13 protein-coding genes are annotated in these 18,234 nt (G+C 60.1%); 11 read left to right on the top strand and 2 right to left on the bottom strand.

The window, feature by feature from the left end; genetic code table 11:
• Nucleotides 1–27: 27 nt before the first annotated feature.
• The 8 genes from QF010_RS14560 (at nt 28) to QF010_RS14525 (ending at nt 11,187) form a co-directional block, all read left to right on the top strand.
• Nucleotides 28–918: an NAD(+) kinase gene (locus tag QF010_RS14560; RefSeq protein WP_007906781.1), complete on the top strand. Its 891-nt coding sequence runs from the start codon at nt 28–30 to the stop codon at nt 916–918.
• Entirely contained in the window at nt 915–1,889 is a 975-nt protein-coding gene (locus QF010_RS14555; RefSeq protein WP_429513060.1) for a metallophosphoesterase, read from the top strand. The genes QF010_RS14560 and QF010_RS14555 overlap by 4 nt, the downstream gene beginning before the upstream one ends.
• Nucleotides 1,886–2,755, top strand: a complete 870-nt coding sequence (locus QF010_RS14550) for a rhomboid family intramembrane serine protease (protein WP_033054638.1) — start codon at nt 1,886–1,888, stop codon at nt 2,753–2,755. Before QF010_RS14555 ends, QF010_RS14550 begins: the two co-directional genes overlap by 4 nt.
• Before the next feature lie 33 nt (nt 2,756–2,788).
• Nucleotides 2,789–3,049, top strand: a complete 261-nt coding sequence (locus QF010_RS14545; RefSeq protein ID WP_008152127.1) for a YeaC family protein — start codon at nt 2,789–2,791, stop codon at nt 3,047–3,049.
• Entirely contained in the window at nt 3,046–3,876 is an 831-nt protein-coding gene (locus QF010_RS14540) for a DUF2797 domain-containing protein (protein WP_429533379.1), read from the top strand. Before QF010_RS14545 ends, QF010_RS14540 begins: the two co-directional genes overlap by 4 nt.
• A 10-nt stretch (nt 3,877–3,886) precedes the next feature.
• A complete protein-coding gene (gene pepN, locus QF010_RS14535) occupies nt 3,887–6,544 on the top strand; it encodes an aminopeptidase N (protein ID WP_429533378.1) in 2,658 nt (885 codons plus the stop codon).
• A gap of 1,156 nt (nt 6,545–7,700) precedes the next feature.
• Nucleotides 7,701–8,774, top strand: coding sequence for a WD40/YVTN/BNR-like repeat-containing protein (locus tag QF010_RS14530; protein WP_429533377.1), 1,074 nt, complete (start codon nt 7,701–7,703; stop codon nt 8,772–8,774).
• Between the two features lie 28 nt (nt 8,775–8,802).
• Entirely contained in the window at nt 8,803–11,187 is a 2,385-nt protein-coding gene (locus QF010_RS14525) for an efflux RND transporter permease subunit (RefSeq protein WP_033054645.1), read from the top strand.
• A 194-nt stretch (nt 11,188–11,381) separates the two neighbouring features.
• Here the strand turns inward: QF010_RS14525 and QF010_RS14520 are convergent, their stop codons facing one another.
• Both QF010_RS14520 and QF010_RS14515 read right to left on the bottom strand, forming a co-directional pair.
• A complete protein-coding gene (locus QF010_RS14520) occupies nt 11,382–12,101 on the bottom strand; it encodes a FadR/GntR family transcriptional regulator (protein ID WP_033054647.1) in 720 nt (239 codons plus the stop codon).
• Nucleotides 12,102–12,225: 124 nt separating this feature from the next.
• The gene (locus QF010_RS14515) at nt 12,226–13,962 is read right to left on the bottom strand and encodes an IlvD/Edd family dehydratase (RefSeq protein ID WP_033054648.1); all 1,737 of its coding nucleotides are present in this window, start codon (nt 13,960–13,962) and stop codon (nt 12,226–12,228) included.
• A gap of 193 nt (nt 13,963–14,155) precedes the next feature.
• Between QF010_RS14515 and QF010_RS14510 the strand changes: the two genes are divergently transcribed.
• The 3 genes from QF010_RS14510 to QF010_RS14500 all read left to right on the top strand — a co-directional run bounded on the left by QF010_RS14510 (nt 14,156) and on the right by QF010_RS14500 (nt 18,207).
• Nucleotides 14,156–15,478 (top strand): MFS transporter, encoded by a 1,323-nt coding sequence (locus QF010_RS14510; RefSeq protein WP_033054649.1) that lies wholly within the window; start codon nt 14,156–14,158, stop codon nt 15,476–15,478.
• Between the two features lie 145 nt (nt 15,479–15,623).
• Complete coding sequence (araD1, locus tag QF010_RS14505) at nt 15,624–16,616, top strand: AraD1 family protein (protein WP_429510125.1); 993 nt, start codon at nt 15,624–15,626, stop codon at nt 16,614–16,616.
• Nucleotides 16,617–16,626: 10 nt separating this feature from the next.
• The gene (locus QF010_RS14500) at nt 16,627–18,207 is read left to right on the top strand and encodes an aldehyde dehydrogenase (NADP(+)) (RefSeq protein WP_429533376.1); all 1,581 of its coding nucleotides are present in this window, start codon (nt 16,627–16,629) and stop codon (nt 18,205–18,207) included.
• Nucleotides 18,208–18,234 lie beyond the last annotated feature (27 nt).

Here is an 18,234-nt window from a genome sequence, read left to right as displayed (position 1 = left end):
TGTTTTTCACCGTCGCGCAGGAACCTCATGGAGCAATTTCGTAATATCGGCATCATCGGTCGCCTGGGCAGTTCTCAGGTGCTGGATACCGTCCGCCGACTGAAACGGTTTCTGCTCGATCGTCACCTGCACGTGATCCTCGAAGACACCATCGCCGAAGTCCTGCCCGGTCATGGCCTGCAAACCTCGTCGCGCAAGATGCTCGGTGAAGTATGTGACATGGTGATTGTGGTCGGTGGTGACGGCAGTCTGTTGGGCGCCGCCCGCGCGCTGGCCCGACACAATATTCCGGTGCTCGGCATCAACCGTGGCAGCCTGGGCTTCCTGACCGATATTCGCCCCGATGAGCTGGAAGTCAAAGTCGCCGAAGTGCTCGACGGCCACTATCTGGTGGAAAACCGCTTCCTGTTGCAAGCCGAAGTCCGCCGTCACGCCGAGGCCATCGGCCAGGGCGACGCGCTGAACGACGTGGTGCTGCACCCCGGCAAGTCGACGCGGATGATCGAGTTCGAGTTGTACATCGACGGCCAGTTTGTCTGCAGCCAGAAGGCCGACGGCCTGATCGTCGCCACGCCGACCGGTTCGACGGCCTACGCGCTGTCGGCGGGCGGGCCGATCATGCATCCCAAGCTCGACGCTATTGTGATTGTGCCGATGTACCCCCATACCTTGTCGGGCAGGCCGATTGTGGTCGATGGCAACAGTGAGCTGAAAATCGTCGTGTCCAAAGATATGCAGATTTACCCGCAAGTCTCCTGTGATGGGCAGAACCATTTCACCTGCGCACCGGGTGACACCATCACCATCAGCAAGAAGGCCCAGAAGCTGCGGCTGATTCACCCGCTCGATCACAACTACTATGAAGTCTGCCGGACCAAACTCGGCTGGGGCAGCAAGTTGGGTGGTGGAGGCGACTGATGCTCGATCCCGCGCGTAGCTACGACCTGATCGGTGACGTGCACGGTTGCGCTCTGACCCTTGAGCACTTGCTCGACCGGCTCGGTTACCAAAAACACGGTGGTGTCTGGCGGCATCCGTCGCGCATGGCGGTGTTCGTCGGCGACATCATCGACCGCGGCCCGCGGATTCGCGAAGCGCTGCACATCGTTCACGACATGGTCGAAGCCGGCCAGGCGCTGTGCATCATGGGTAACCATGAATTCAACGCCCTCGGCTGGAGCACGCCGGCACCCCCGGGCAGCGGCAAGCAGTTCGTGCGTGAGCACACCCCGCGCCATGCCCGTTTGCTGAGCGAAACCCTCACCCAGTTCGAAGACCATCCGGCTGACTGGCATGATTTCCTGCAATGGTTCTATGAGATGCCATTGTTCGTCGATGCCGGGCGATTCCGGGTGGTGCATGCCTGCTGGGACGCGGGGCTGATCGAACCGCTGCGCGCGCTATTCCCCAATGGTTGCGTCGATGAACATTTCCTCCAGGCCTCGGCCGTACCGGGCAGTTTCGCCTGCACCGTGTTCGACCGCCTGCTGCGTGGCACTGACATGCGCTTGCCTCATGGGTTGACCATGACCAGTGGCGATGGCCTGACGCGTTCGTTCTTCCGCACCAAGTTCTGGGAAGACGACCCGCAAACTTACGGAGACATCGTGTTCCAGCCCGACGCCTTGCCCGAACCCGTGGCCCGGACGCCGCTGTCGTCCACTGAAAAAAACACCTTGCTGCGCTATGGCGTCGATGAGCCATTGTTGTTCGTGGGCCATTACTGGCGCAGCGGCAAGCCGGCGCCGATCCGGCCGAACCTGGCCTGCCTGGATTACAGCGCGGTGCTCTACGGCAAACTGGTCGCCTACCGCCTGGACCAGGAAACCCGCCTCGACCCGCATAAATTTGTCTGGGTCGATGTCGAGCGGCCGGAGGTGCTGCGATGAGTGCCGTTGCCGTTTTACGGCTGCCGCTGGCGGTGGACTTGAGCGGGTTCGTCAAACTGTTGCAGCGCATGCAGGTGCCGCATCGGGTCAGCGAAGAGGCAGGCGAGCAGGTGCTGTGGGTGCCGGCCAACATCAGCGAAGACGTGCGTGTGTTGTATGAGCGCTTCCCGGCCGGTGATCCCGATCAACAGCTGGACATTCCGGTGGCGCAAACCATCAATCGTCCCGGGTTCGTCGAGCAACTGCGCCACGCCAAGGCGACAGCATTCGTGTTGCTGCTGAGCCTGCTTGTCGGCGCGGTGACGCTGCTGGGCGAAAACCTCGACACGATGCGCTGGCTGACCTTCCTTGATTTCCGCGTTGTCGGCGAGTACATCCACTTCGTGCCCTTGGCCGACAGCCTGGCGGCGGGGCAATGGTGGCGTCTGGTGACGCCGATGCTGATCCACTTCGGCATCCTGCACCTGGCCATGAACGGCATGTGGTACTGGGAGCTGGGCCGACGTATCGAGTCGCGCCAGGGCAGCATCAACCTGATCGGCCTGACGTTGCTGTTCGGCCTGGTCTCGAACTACGCCCAGTATTATTTCAGTGGTCCGACCCTGTTCGGCGGGCTGTCCGGCGTGCTCTACGGCCTGCTCGGGCATTGCTGGATTTTCCAGATATTGTCGCCGAACCGTGCTTATCGCCTGCCGCGCGGCGTGCTGGTGATGATGTTGGTGTGGCTGCTGCTGTGTCTGTCCGGGCTGGTCTCGATGATCGGCTTCGGTGAAATTGCCAATGCGGCCCACGTCGGCGGGTTGCTCGTCGGATGCTTGACCGGCTTGTTGGGTGGTTTGTACAACCGCCGTAAACTGGCCGCCTAAATAGTTATGTCAATAAAGAGCGCGGAGCCCTTGATGTCCTCTTTTAACGAAATGATCAACAACATCACCCCTGATATCTACCAGAGCCTGAAACTGGCGGTGGAAATCGGCAAATGGTCCGACGGTGGCAAACTCACCGCCGAACAACGCGAACTGTCGCTGCAAGCGATGATCGCCTGGGAAATCCAGAACCTTCCCGAAGACCAGCGCACCGGTTACATGGGCGTGCAGGAGTGCGGCTCCAAGTCGATCGAAGTGCCGAATATCCTGTTCAAATCGGATGCCGTCCATTGATCGAGATTGGCCGCGGTGCAATCAGCAAAATGTCGGCGCGCCTTGACGGGCCGAACGTGCAGTACGCGTTTCGTCTGGACGACGTCGAGGTGCCGGTCAATCCTTTGATCGGGACCACGGTGCGCCTGGAATACCTGGGGGCGATTCATTGCTCCCATTGCGGGCGCAAGACCAAAACCAGTTTCAGCCAGGGTTACTGCTACCCGTGCATGACCAAACTGGCCCAATGCGATATCTGCATCATGAGCCCGGAGCGTTGCCACTATGACGCTGGCACCTGCCGTGAGCCGGAGTGGGGCGAGAAGTTCTGCATGACGGATCACATTGTGTATCTGTCCAACTCTTCGGGGGTGAAGGTCGGGATTACCCGCGCCACCCAGCTGCCGACCCGTTGGATCGATCAGGGCGCCCGTCAGGCCTTGCCAATCATGCGTGTCTCGACCCGTCAGCAGTCGGGCTTCGTCGAAGACCTGTTCCGCAGTCAGGTCGCGGACAAGACCAACTGGCGTGCTTTACTCAAGGGCGATGCGGTGTCGGTCGACCTGGCGCAGGTTCGTGATCAGCTGTTCGACAGCTGCGCCGAAGGTTTGCAAGGTTTACAGGAACGATTCGGCCTACAGGCGATCCAGACTATTGCCGATGTAGAAACGCTCGAAATCCGCTATCCGATCGAGCAATACCCGGCGAAAATTGTCAGCTTCAACCTGGACAAGAATCCGATTGCCGAAGGCACGCTGCTAGGGATCAAAGGCCAATACCTGATCTTCGACACTGGCGTGATCAATATTCGTAAATACACGGCCTATCAGCTCGCCGTGCATCAGTAAGGACTCCAGCATGCGCACCGAACAACCGAAGATGATCTACCTGAAGGACTATCAGGCGCCCGAGTACCTGATCGACGAGACGCACCTGACCTTCGAGTTGTACGAGGACCACAGCCTGGTCCATGCGCAACTGGTGATGCGCCGCAATCCTGAACGTGGCCCGGGCCTGCCGCCGCTGGTGCTGGATGGTCAGCAGCTTGAGTTGTTGACGGTGAACCTCGCCGACCGCGAACTCGGCGCCGACGACTACGTGTTGACCGAAAACCATCTGACGCTGCAACCCTTGAGCGAACGCTTTACGGTCGACACCAGCGTGCGCATTCACCCTGAAACCAACACCGCGCTGGAAGGCCTGTACAAATCCGGCGCGATGTTCTGCACCCAGTGCGAGGCCGAAGGCTTCCGCAAGATCACCTATTACCTCGACCGTCCGGACGTGATGAGTACGTTCACTACCACGGTGGTTGCCGAGCAGCACAGCTATCCGGTGCTGCTGTCGAACGGCAACCCGATTGCCTCAGGTCCTGGCGAAGACGGCCGGCACTGGGCGACCTGGGAAGATCCGTTCAAGAAACCGGCCTACCTGTTTGCGTTGGTGGCCGGTGATTTGTGGTGCGTCGAAGACACCTTCACCACCATGACCGATCGCGCTGTGGCGCTGCGCATTTATGTCGAGCCGGAAAACATCGACAAGTGCCAGCACGCCATGAACAGCCTGAAGAAGTCGATGCGCTGGGACGAAGAGGTCTACGGTCGTGAGTACGACCTGGACATTTTCATGATCGTCGCGGTCAACGACTTCAACATGGGCGCCATGGAGAACAAGGGCCTCAACATCTTCAACTCCAGCGCCGTGCTGGCCCGCGCCGAAACGGCCACCGACGCCGCGCACCAGCGGGTCGAGGCGATTGTTGCCCACGAATACTTCCACAACTGGTCGGGCAACCGCGTGACCTGCCGCGACTGGTTCCAGTTGTCGCTGAAGGAAGGCTTCACCGTGTTCCGCGATTCGGGCTTCTCCGCCGACATGAACTCGGCCACGGTCAAGCGCATCCAGGACGTGGCGTACCTGCGCACCCACCAGTTCGCCGAAGACGCCGGCCCCATGGCTCACGCCGTGCGCCCGGACAGCTTCATCGAGATTTCCAACTTCTACACCCTGACCGTGTACGAAAAGGGTTCGGAAGTGGTCGGCATGATCCATACCTTGCTTGGGGCCGAAGGCTTCCGCAAAGGCAGCGACCTGTACTTCGAACGCCATGACGGCCAGGCCGTGACGTGCGACGACTTCATCAAGGCCATGGAAGACGCCAACGGCGTCGACCTGACCCAGTTCAAGCGCTGGTACAGCCAGGCCGGCACACCGCGTTTGGCGGTCAGCGAGTCCTACGACGCGGCGGCGAAAACCTACAGCCTGACGTTCCGTCAAAGCTGCCCGGCAACCCCGGACAAGGTTGAGAAGTTGCCGTTCGTGATCCCGGTCGAATTGGGCCTGCTGGACTCCAAAGGCGCGGCCATTGCGTTGCGTCTTTCCGGTGAAGCCAGCGCTCAGGGCACCTCACGGGTCATTTCGGTGACTGAAGCCGAGCAGACATTTACTTTCATCGACATCGCGGAACAGCCATTGCCTTCGTTGCTGCGTGGCTTCTCGGCGCCGGTGAAACTGAGCTTCCCGTACAACCGCGATCAGCTGATGTTCCTGATGCAGCACGACAGCGACGGTTTCAACCGCTGGGATGCGGGTCAGCAATTGTCGGTTCAGGTGCTGCAAGAGCTGATTGCTCAGCAGCAAAAGGGCGAGAAGCTGGTGCTGGATCAGCGTCTGGTTTCTGCTTTGCGCACCGTGCTGTCGGACGAGACGCTGGATCAGGCGATGGTCGCGGAAATGCTTTCGCTGCCGGGCGAGGCGTATCTGACCGAGATCAGCGAAGTGGCTGACGTTGACGCCATTCACATCGCTCGCGAGTTTGCTCGTAAACAATTGGCAGAAGGTTTGTTCGAGGCGTTGTGGCTGCGTTATCAGGCCAATCGCGATCTCTCGAAGAAAACCCCGTATGTAGCCGAGGCCGAGCACTTCGCTCGTCGCGCATTGCAGAACATTGCGCTGTCGTACCTGATGCTCAGCGGTAAACCGGAAGTGTTGGCGGCGACGCTTGAGCAGTTCGAGACCAGCGACAACATGACCGAGCGTTTGACGGCGTTGGCGGTGCTGGTCAATTCGTCGTTCGAAGACGAGAAAGCCAAGGCACTGGCCAGTTTTGCCGAGCACTTCAAGGACAATCCGCTGGTCATGGATCAGTGGTTCAGCGTCCAGGCCGGCAGCGTGTTGCCCGGTGGTCTGGAGCGGGTCAAGGCGTTGATGCAGCATCCGGCATTCAACATCAAGAACCCAAACAAGGTGCGGGCGCTGGTGGGGGCGTTTGCCGGGCAGAACCTGATCAACTTCCATGCGGCGGATGGTTCGGGTTATCGGTTCCTCGCGGATCTGGTGATCGAGTTGAACGGGTTTAACCCGCAGATTGCTTCTCGGCAGTTGGCGCCGCTGACTCGCTGGCGCAAATACGACGACGCGCGTCAGGCGTTGATGAAAGGTGAGCTGGAGCGGATTCGCGCTTCGGGTCAGTTGTCGAGTGATGTGTTTGAGGTGGTCAGCAAAAGCCTGGCCTGAGTTTGGGTTTGCTATGGCGGCCTTCGGGCCGACCATGCTGTTGTTGACTGAGTACATATCCGTTGCTGCGGTAACGGCGACTTAGGGTTTCGCCCTTACGGCGACTCACTTTTTTTACAAACGCCTAAAAAAAGTAAGCAAAAAAACGCTCGCCCCAAGCGTCCGGCCCCTCGCTTAGGCTCGGCGTTCCTTCGTTCCGGTATCCATCCGGGGACACTGCCCTCCGGTCTGCTTCGCGACGACCTACATGCAGCGTGTTCGACTGCGTCGAACGGCGCTGCGCGCCACTCCCCGGATGCACACCTCCACTCAGCCTCCCGACGGGGCGGGTGGATCAAGATCAAGAGCTGCAGGCGAGCTAACGCTCGGCCTGTTGAGTGGTGAGAAGCGGGTGTACACCCATCCCCTGTAGGAGCTGTCGAGTGAAACGAGGCTGCGATCTTTTGATCTGGCTGTGGCTGTGGCTGTGGCTGTGGCTGTGGCTGTGGCTGTGGCTTTAGATCTTGATTCTGCTTTTGATCTCTCGCCCCTTCGGCAGGCCGAGCGTAGGTGTTCATCAGGGGGTTAGGCGCGCAGCGCCGTGCGGCGGAGCCGCACACATCGAGAGGAGGTCGTCGCGAAGCAGACCGTAGGCGATGCCCCCTGATGGATACCGGAGCGAGGGAACGCGGAGCTTTAGCGAGGCGCCGTACGCCGGGGCGAAGCCTTTTGGTTACTTTTCGGCGTCTGGAAAAGTGACTCGCTGTAAGAGCGAAACCATAAGTAGCCGTTACCGCAGAAATGGATATGTACACCAAACCCCGAAACCCCGAAACCCCGAAACCCCGAAACCCCGAAACCCCGAAACCCCGAAACCCCGAAACCCCGAAACCCCGAAACCCCGAAACCCCAAACCCCAAACCCCAAACCCCAAACCCCAATCACCCCACCTGATACCCAAACATTCACCCAACCCCCATACCCCCCCAGGTTAACAAAACATAACGTGGCGTCGATTGTCAGACCTTTCCAAACCCCGATAGGATAAGCCAGCTTCCGAAGGGGGCTCTAGATTGCGCATTTCAGGACTATGCTCCAGAAAAGGCATTCGCAAAGAGCATCCCTTATGGCGCCCAGAAAGGTTGAACGACCTAACAATAATAATGGGGGAAGGTCTATGAGTGAGCCTGTCATGGGTGTGGGTATCTGCCGCCCGCCGGCACTACGCAAATTCGCGTTGCTGGCTACAGCGCTCTCGCTGTTGGGCTGTGCCGCGCTGTCGGCACCTGCGCTGGCCGCAGCGGCGCCAACATCCGACATTGTTTATTCCGTTGAATCTGCCAAAGCCAGCAAGAGCCTGATGCTCGACGTCGTGCACGCCGGCAAACGCCTGGTGGCAGTCGGGGATCGCGGGCACATTTTGTATTCCGATGACCAGGGCGCGACCTGGACCCAAGCCAAGGTACCGACGCGGCAAATGCTGACGTCGGTGTATTTCGTCGACGACAAACACGGTTGGGCCGTCGGCCATGATGCGCAGATCCTCGCGAGCGAGGACGGCGGCGTCACCTGGACCAAGCAATTCGAAGACCTGAAACGCGAATCGCCGCTGCTCGACGTCTGGTTCCAGGACGTCAACAGCGGCTTTGCCGTGGGCGCCTACGGTGCGTTGATCGCCACCACCGACGGCGGCAAGCACTGGGAAGATGTCAGCGATCGCCTCGACAACGAAGACCAGTACCACCTCAACGGCATTGCCGCGGTCAAGGATGCCGGGCTGTTCATCGTCGGCGAGCAGGGCAGCATGTTCCGCTCTGCCGACGAGGGCCAGACCTGGGAAAAGCTTGAAGGTCCCTACCAAGGCTCGCTGTTCGGCGTGATCGGCACCGCTCAAGCCAATACGCTGCTGGCCTACGGGCTGCGAGGCAATCTGTTTCGCTCCACCGATTTCGGCACGACCTGGGATCCGGTTGAACTCAAGGCCGCTCGCGGTGCGCTGGAATTCGGTCTGTCCGGCGCGACGCTGCTCGACGACGGTTCCATCGTGATCGTCGGTAACGGTGGCTCGGTGATCCGCAGCAACGACAACGGCGAAACCTTCAGCGTGTTCAACCGTCCGGATCGCATTTCCGTTTCGGCAGTCACCGCAGCGGGCAACGGCAATCTGATTCTGGCAGGACAGGGTGGCGTTCGTGTCACTTCGCCAACCGGCGCCGGCGCAGAGAATGGAAAAAATGGGTCGTCCAAATGAGCCGGGCAAATAATAAGAAGGCGGGTCTATGACATCCTTGAGCACTCATCATCATGACAAGGCGACGTTTCTCGAGCGCCTGATTTTCAACAACCGCCCGGCAGTGATCGTCATCTGCCTGCTGGTCAGTATTTTCCTGTTCTGGCAGGCGACGCTGATCCGGCCGTCCACCAGTTTCGAAAAAATGATCCCGCTCGAGCATCCATTCATTCAAAAGATGATGGAGCATCGCAACGATCTGGCGAACCTGGGCAACACGGTGCGCATCTCGGTGGAAGCCACTGATGGCGACATCTTCTCCAAGGAGTACATGGAGACCCTGCGTCAGATCAACGACGAGGTGTTCTACATCTCCGGTGTTGACCGTTCCGGCCTCAAGTCGCTGTGGAGCCCGAGCGTACGCTGGACCGAAGTGACGGAGGAGGGCTTCGCCGGTGGTGAAGTGATTCCGCAGAGCTACAACGGTTCCCAGCAAAGCCTCGATCTGTTGCGCAACAACGTGCTCAAGTCCGGTCAGGTCGGGCGTCTGGTGGCCAACGACTTCAAGTCGAGCATTGTCGATATCCCACTGCTGGAGTCCTACCCGGACCCGCAGGACCAGGGCAAGTTGCTGGCGCTGGATTACCGCAAGTTCTCTCACGAGCTCGAAGACAAGATCCGCAACAAATTCGAAGCCCAGAACCCCAACGTGCAGATCCACATCGTCGGTTTCGCCAAGAAAGTCGGCGACCTGATCGATGGGCTGGTCATGGTGGTGATGTTCTTCGGCGTTGCCTTCATCATCACGTTGATCCTGCTGTACTGGTTCACCAACTGCATGCGTAGCACCGTGGCGGTGTTGAGTACGACGCTGGTGGCGGTGGTCTGGCAGCTCGGCTTGATGCACTTCTTCGGCTTCGGGCTCGATCCGTATTCGATGCTGGTGCCGTTCCTGATCTTCGCCATTGGTATTTCCCACGGTGTGCAGAAGATCAACGGGATTGCCTTGCAGTCCAGCGAGGCGGACAACGCCTTGACTGCGGCGCGGCGCACGTTCCGTCAGCTGTTCCTGCCGGGGATGATCGCGATCCTCGCGGATGCGGTGGGTTTCATCACGCTGCTGATCATCGACATCGGCGTGATTCGTGAACTGGCCATCGGCGCGTCTATCGGCGTGGCGGTGATCGTGTTCACCAACCTGATCCTGCTGCCAGTGGCGATTTCCTACGTCGGTATCAGCAAACGCGCCGTCGATCGCAGTAAGAAAGACGCGCACCGCGAACACCCGTTCTGGCGTCTGCTGTCAAACTTTGCCAGCCCGAAAGTGGCGCCGGTGTCGATCGTCCTGGCCTTGTTGGCCTTCAGCGGCGGCCTCTGGTACAGCCAGAACCTGAAAATCGGTGACCTCGACCAGGGTGCTCCAGAACTGCGTCCAGACTCGCGCTACAACAAGGACAACAACTTCATCATCAGCAATTACTCCACCAGTTCCGACGTGTTGGTGGTGATGGTCAAGACCAAGTCCGAAGGCTGCTCGCGCTACGAAGCCATGGCGCCGATCGACGAGCTGATGTGGAAGATGCAGAACACCGAGGGCGTGCAGTCGGCGATCTCGCTGGTGACCGTGTCCAAGCAGATGATCAAGGGCATGAACGAAGGCAACCTGAAATGGGAAACCCTGTCGCGTAACCCGGACGTGCTGAACAACTCGATCGCTCGGGCTGATGGTCTGTACAACAACAGTTGCTCCCTGGCGCCGGTGCTGGTGTTCCTCAACGATCACAAGGCCGCAACCCTGGATCGCGCCGTGCATGCGGTGCAGGACTTCGCCAAGGAGAACAACAAGGAAGGCCTGGAATTCATCCTCGCCGCCGGTAACGCCGGGATCGAGGCTGCCACCAACGAGGTGATCAAGGAATCCGAGCTGACCATCCTGGTCCTGGTGTACATCTGCGTGGCGACCATGTGCATGATCACCTTCCGCTCCTGGGCCGCGACGTTGTGCATCGTACTGCCGCTGGTACTGACTTCGGTACTCGGCAACGCCCTGATGGCCTTCATGGGCATTGGCGTGAAAGTCGCGACCCTACCGGTTGTGGCGCTCGGGGTGGGGATCGGCGTGGATTACGGCATCTACATCTACAGCCGTCTGGAAAGCTTCCTGCGTGCCGGTCTGCCGTTGCAAGAGGCGTACTACCAGACGCTGAAGTCCACCGGTAAAGCCGTGCTGTTCACCGGTCTGTGCCTGGCGATCGGCGTGTGCACCTGGATCTTCTCGGCCATCAAGTTCCAGGCCGACATGGGCCTGATGCTGACCTTCATGCTGCTCTGGAACATGTTCGGCGCACTGTGGCTGCTGCCAGCGCTGGCACGGTTCCTGATCAAACCGGAGAAACTGGCGGGGCAGAAGGGCAATTCGTTGTTTGCCCACTGATCCCAGGCTGAAATAGAAAAGCCGCAACCTTGGTTGCGGCTTTTTTACATCCCGAATTCCACACTACCCCCCTGTAGGAGTGAGCCTGCTCGCGATAGCGGTCTAACATTCAACATCTATGTCGAATGACACTCCGTCATCGCGAGCAGGCTCACTCCTACAGGGGATTTTTGTAGCTATGGGATTGTGTTGTGTCAGGAAGGATCGGTACCCAACACCGCATTCAACGCACTACGCGCATCATCCAGTTGCACCAGCGTCGCATGCCGCGCACCCAGCGCATCCCGGTTCTCGATCGCCGTCAGAATCGCCTTGTGCCGGGGCAATGCCAGTTCATGCAGATTCGGCCGCTGGTTCGAATGCTTCAAGGCTTCGGCAATCGCCACCGACAGCATGTTGCACAGGTTGGCCAGCAAGTCGTTATGGGTCGCATCGGCAATCCGGCTATGGAAATCCAGGTCCGGTTGCAGCAGCGCTTCCGGCGTCGGCGCCGCTTCCATGCGTTGGTAGGCTTCACCGATAGAGGCGATGTCAGCCTCCGTGGCGAACTGCGCGGCGAGGGCAGCCGCTGCGGGTTCGATGATGCTGCGCACGCTGGTCAGCAGGTCGAAGAATTCATTTTGCGGGCTGCTTTGCATCAGCCAGTGCAGCACATCCGGATCGAGCATGTGCCATTCCTTGCGCTGCTTGACCACCGTGCCCACTCGCGGACGGGAATACACCAGACCCTTGGCGACCAACACCCGGGTGGCTTCGCGCAGGACTGGACGGCTGACCGCGTACTCCTCGCACAACAGGGCTTCGGCGGGCAGTTTGTCACACGGCTTGAAGCGTCCGGAAACGATCTGCATGCCCAGTTCCTGGACGATGCGCGAATGCATGCTTTTGCGGTCGGAGGGTTTGCGGTAATCCATGGGGAACGGCGTGATCCTGGGCGATGGGGTGCTGCGCATGATAACAGGCGTGGACCCGGTCCTGAATCAGATGAAGAACCAATGTGGGAGTGAGCCCGGAGCAGGCTCACTCCTACAAGGGGGATCAGTGGGAGTGGCGGGGAACTTCGGAGCCACGGCAACCCACCAGGAAGTCGAAATCGCAGCCCTGATCCGCCTGCAGCACATGGTCGATGTACAGCTGACGATAACCGCCCACGATCAGTTGCTGCGGCGGTTGCAGGTCGGCCATGCGCGCCGCCAGTTCGGCGTCGGGAATGTCCAGGTGCAGACGACCGTTGGCGCAGTCGAGTTCGATCCAGTCGCCTTCCTTCACCGTCGCCAAAGGTCCGCCGGCGGCCGCTTCCGGCGCCACGTGCAGAACGACAGTGCCGTACGCCGTGCCGCTCATGCGCGCATCGGAAATGCGCACCATGTCCGTCACACCCTGGGCCAGCAACTTGGCCGGCAAACCCATGTTGCCGACTTCGGCCATGCCCGGATAACCCTTCGGCCCGCAGTTTTTCATCACCAGAATCGAGTTGGCGTCCACGTCCAGTTCCGGATCGTTGATCCGTGCCTTGTACATGTCGAAGTTCTCGAACACCACCGCACGCCCGCGGTGTTGCATCAGTTCGGCGCTGGCGGCGGAAGGCTTGAGCACTGCGCCGAGTGGTGCGAGGTTGCCGCGCAACACACAGATGCCGCCGTCGGCGCGGATCGGGTTGTCGAGGGTGCGGATTACTTCATCCTGGCCATAAATCGGCGCGTCCTTGGTGTTCTCGCCGAGGGTTTTGCCGTTGACGGTCAGTGCATTCGGATGCGGAATCAGGTTGGCTTCACCCAGACGACGCAGCACCGCTGGCAGGCCGCCGGCGTAGTAGAACTCTTCCATCAGGAAGCGCCCGGACGGTTGCAGGTCGACGATGGTCGGCATGCCGCGACCCATACGGGTCCAGTCATCCAGATCCAGTTCCACACCGATGCGCCCGGCGATGGCTTTCAAATGGATCACGGCGTTGGTCGAGCCACCGATGGCGGCGTTCACGCGAATGGCGTTTTCGAAGGCTTCTTTGGTGAGGATTTTCGACAGTTTCAAATCTTCGCGAACCATCTCCACTGCACGCATGCCGGACATGTGCGCCAGCACATAACGACGCGCATCGACCGCTGGAATCGCCGCGTTGTGGGGCAGGGAAGTGCCCAGTGCTTCAGCCATGCAGGCCATGGTCGACGCGGTGCCCATGGTGTTGCACGTACCCGCCGAGCGGGACATGCCACCCTCGGCCGCAAGGAAATCATCGATGGTAATCGTGCCGGCTTTTACCTGTTCACTGAGCTGCCAGACCACGGTGCCCGAGCCAATGTCCTGACCTTTGTGCTTGCCGTTGAGCATCGGCCCGCCGGTGACGACGATGGCCGGTACGTCACAACTGGCCGCGCCCATCAACAATGCCGGGGTGGTTTTGTCGCAACCGGTCAGCAGCACAACCCCGTCAATCGGGTTGCCGCGAATCGCTTCTTCGACGTCCATGCTCGCCAGGTTGCGGGTGAGCATGGCGGTTGGACGCAGGTTCGACTCGCCGTTGGAGAACACCGGGAATTCCACGGGAAAACCCCCAGCCTCGATCACCCCGCGTTTGACGTGCTCCGCGATCTGGCGGAAATGCGCGTTGCACGGGGTCAGTTCCGACCAGGTGTTGCAGATGCCGATGATCGGCTTGCCATGGAACTGGTGGTCGGCGATGCCCTGATTCTTCATCCAGCTGCGGTACATGAAGCCGTTTTTGTCGGCAGTGCCAAACCATTGGGCGGAGCGCAGGGTGGGTTTCTTATCAGACATAATCGGTTCTCTTATTGTATGACTATATAGTTAGAGCTGAGGCGTAACATAAGCGCAATTTCGGCCGTTTGGAAGTGTTGTTGCGTAAATAGTATTACTATATAGTCCGTTTCAACGGAGGGATGGCCCTGGCGGTTTTCCGCGAGAGGCGTCCCCCGAGGTTCTATAACAACAACAATCGGAGACCGATCTCATGAGCCAGGAACTGCGGCTTATTCGTCGCATCACGCTGAAACTGATTCCCTTCCTGATCCTGCTGTACCTGATCGCCTATGTGGATCGCTCCGCCGTAGGTTTCGCCAAGTTGCACATGGGCGCCGACCTCGGTATCGGTGACGCGGCTTACGGGTTGGGTGCCGGGCTGTTTTTCATTGGCTATTTCTTGCTGGAAATTCCCAGCAACCTGATGCTCGAACGCTTTGGCGCGCGGCGCTGGTTCGCGCGGATCATGGTCACCTGGGGCGCCATCACCATCGGCATGGCCTTCGTCCAGGGACCGCACAGTTTCTATGTGATGCGCTTTCTGCTCGGCGCGGCGGAAGCCGGGTTCTTCCCGGGCGTTCTCTACTACATCACCCAGTGGTTCCCGGTGCGCCATCGCGGCAAGATCCTTGGACTATTCATCCTTTCCCAACCCATCGCCATGTTGATCACCGGCCCGGTGTCCGGCGGTCTGCTCGGCATGGACGGCGTTCTTGGCCTGCATGGCTGGCAGTGGCTGTTCATCGTCATCGGCACTCCGGCGATCCTGTTGACCTGGCCAGTGCTGCGTTGGCTGCCGGATGGTCCGAAACAAGTGAAGTGGATGGACCAGGCCGAAAAAGACTGGCTGACCGGCGAACTGAAAAAGGATCTTGAGGAGTACGGCCAGACCCGCCACGGCAATCCGTTGCACGCCCTCAAGGACAAACGCGTGTTGCTGCTGGCGCTGTTCTATCTGCCGGTGACCCTGAGCATCTACGGCCTGGGCTTGTGGTTGCCGACCTTGATCAAACAGTTCGGTGGCACGGATCTGGTGACCGGTTTTGTGTCGTCGGTGCCGTACATCTTCGGGATCATCGGGTTGCTGATCATTCCGCGCAGTTCCGACCGCTTGAATGATCGCTACGGCCACTTGGCGGTGCTTTACGTGTTGGGCGCCATCGGCCTGTTTCTCAGTGCCTGGTTGACCGTGCCGGTGCTGCAACTGGCGGCGTTGTGCCTGGTGGCCTTTGCGCTGTTTTCCTGCACCGCGGTGTTCTGGACCTTGCCAGGCCGCTTCTTTGCCGGCGCCAGTGCGGCGGCAGGGATCGCCTTGATCAACTCGGTGGGCAACCTCGGCGGCTACATCGGCCCGTTCGTGATCGGCGCACTGAAGGAATACACCGGCAACCTGGCTTCGGGCCTGTACTTCTTGTCTGGCGTGATGGTGTTCGGTCTGGTGTTGACCGGTGTGGTCTATCGCCTGCTGGAACGCAAGCACGTACTGCCGGCCGACCAGTTCGCTGCCAGCGCCCGTGGCGCTACCCGCACCTGAATGACTGACACCGCCCCCTGTAGGAGTGAGCCTGCTCGCGATGACGGAGTGTCATTCGACATAGATGTTGAAGGTTAGACCGCTATCGCGAGCAGGCTCACTCCTACAGGGATCTGCGGTGTTCTGAATAACAAAGGAGAAAATCATGCGTTTAGTTCAGTTCGAATTGAGTAACGGCGAGCGCCGGGTGGGCGTGGTCGAAGACAGTCTGGTGCGCGAAGTGCAGGACGCGCGCACGGTTCGCGACCTGGCGTTGGCCGCGATCGAGGCGGGCGTCAATCTTGAGCAACAGGTGAAAAACCTGGGCCTGGGCATCAGCCATGACTATGCAGAACTGTTGGCCGCGTTGCGTATATTGCCGCCGCTGGATCACCCGGATCCCGCGCACATGCTGGTCAGCGGTACGGGCCTGACCCATTTGGGCAGTGCGTCGGCGCGGGACAAGATGCATCAGCAAGCCGGCGACGAAGCCGCGATGACCGACACCATGCGCATTTTCAAATGGGGAGTGGAGGGCGGTAAACCGGTGGCCGGGCAGGCCGGTGTACAACCGGAATGGTTCTACAAGGGCGACGGCAGCATCGTCGTGCGTCCGGGCCAACCGTTCCCGCTGCCACCGTTCGCCGAAGACGCGGGGGAGGAGCCGGAGCTCAGCGGTCTCTACGTCATCGGCCACGACGGCAAACCGTATCGACTCGGTTTCGCCGTAGGCAACGAGTTTTCTGACCATGTGATGGAACGCAAGAATTACCTGTACCTGGCGCACTCCAAACTGCGCAGTTGCAGCTATGGCCCGGAACTTCGGGTCGGCGAATTGCCGGAGCACCTGGCAGGCACCAGCCGCATCCTGCGCAACGGTGAAGTGCTGTGGCAGAACGAGTTTCTCAGTGGCGAGGCCAACATGTGCCACAGCCTGGAAAACCTCGAGTACCACCATTTCAAGTACAGCCAGTTCCTCCGTCCGGGCGATGTGCACATTCACTTCTTCGGCACCGCGACCCTGTCCTTTGCCGACGGCATTCGCACCCGGCCGGGTGACGTGTTCGAGATCAGTCAGGCCGAGTTCGGTGCACCGTTGATCAACGGGATTGCACCGGTTGCAGCAGCGTTCGAGCCCGGCACCGTTGGCACCCTTTAAGGAGATACGCATGACCCAGATTCTTGGTCACAACTACATCGGCGGCCGGCGTAATGCGGCCGGCCCGCTCAAACTACAGAGCGTCGACGCCAGCACGGGCGAAGCGTTGCCGTACGATTTCTTCCAGGCGACCCCGGAAGAAGTCGATGCCGCCGCCAAGGCTGCCGCCGCGGCGTACCCGACCTATCGCAGCCTGAGCGCCGAACGTCGGGCGCAATTTCTCGATGCGATTGCCGATGAACTGGACGCGCTGGGCGATGACTTTGTTGCGCTGGTCTGCCGCGAAACCGCGCTGCCCGCCGCACGGATTCAAGGCGAGCGCGGTCGCACCAGCGGTCAGATGCGCCTGTTCGCCAAGGTGCTGCGTCGCGGTGATTTCTACGGTGCGCGGATCGATCGGGCATTGCCCGAGCGCCAACCGTTGCCACGTCCGGACTTGCGTCAGTACCGCATCGGCCTCGGGCCGGTGGCCGTGTTTGGCGCGAGTAACTTTCCGTTGGCGTTCTCCACGGCCGGCGGCGACACCGCGTCGGCGTTGGCCGCCGGTTGCCCGGTGGTGTTCAAGGCCCACAGCGGCCACATGGCCACCGCCGAACGGGTGGCCGACGCGATCATTCGCGCCGCAGAAAAAACCGGCATGCCGGCCGGCGTGTTCAACATGATCTACGGCGGTGGCGTCGGCGAAGCGTTGGTCAAGCATCCGGCGATTCAGGCGGTTGGCTTTACCGGTTCGTTGAAAGGTGGTCGTGCGTTGTGCGACATGGCGGCCGCGCGTCCACAACCGATCCCGGTGTTTGCCGAGATGTCGAGCATCAACCCGGTGATCGTGTTGCCGCAGGCACTGCAAGCCCGCGCCGAATCGGTCGCCCGCGACCTCACCGCTTCGGTGGTCCAGGGCTGTGGTCAGTTCTGCACCAATCCCGGTTTGGTGATCGGTATTCGTTCGCCGCAATTCAGTGCGTTCGTGCAACAGGTGGCGAGCCTGATCGGCGATCAGCCAGCGCAAACCATGCTCAATGCCGGAACCTTGGGCAGCTATGGCAAAGGTCTGCAAAAACTCCTCGCGCATCCCGGTATCGAGCATCTGGCCGGTAGCTCGCAACAAGGCAATCAGGCGCAACCGCAGTTGTTCAAAGCGGATGTCAGCCTGTTGATCAAGGGCGATGAAGTGCTGCAGGAAGAAGTGTTCGGCCCCACCACGGTGTTTGTCGAAGTGGCCGATCAGGCGCAGCTCAGCGTCGCGCTGAACGGTCTTCACGGACAGCTGACGGCGACGATCATTGGCGAGCCGGCAGACTTCGAGCAGTTCGCTGAGCTGACGCCGTTGCTGGAACAGAAGGTCGGACGGATCCTGCTCAACGGCTATCCGACTGGCGTGGAAGTCTGCGATTCGATGGTCCACGGCGGGCCGTATCCGGCAACATCCGATGCGCGTGGTACGTCGGTGGGCACCTTGGCCATCGACCGTTTCCTGCGCCCGGTGTGCTTCCAGAACTACCCCGACAGCCTGCTGCCGGAAGCCTTGAAGAATGGCAATCCGCTGCGTATTCAACGGTTGGTGGATGGCCAACCTTCGCGCGAAGCCCTCTAACGGATGATCGTTCTCACGCTCTGCGTG

This window comes from Pseudomonas silensiensis, assembly GCF_050434865.1.
GTDB lineage: Bacteria > Pseudomonadota > Gammaproteobacteria > Pseudomonadales > Pseudomonadaceae > Aquipseudomonas > Aquipseudomonas fluorescens_W.
The sequence above is the reverse complement of the archived record's forward strand: the minus strand, read 5'-3'. Positions and strand labels throughout refer to the sequence as shown.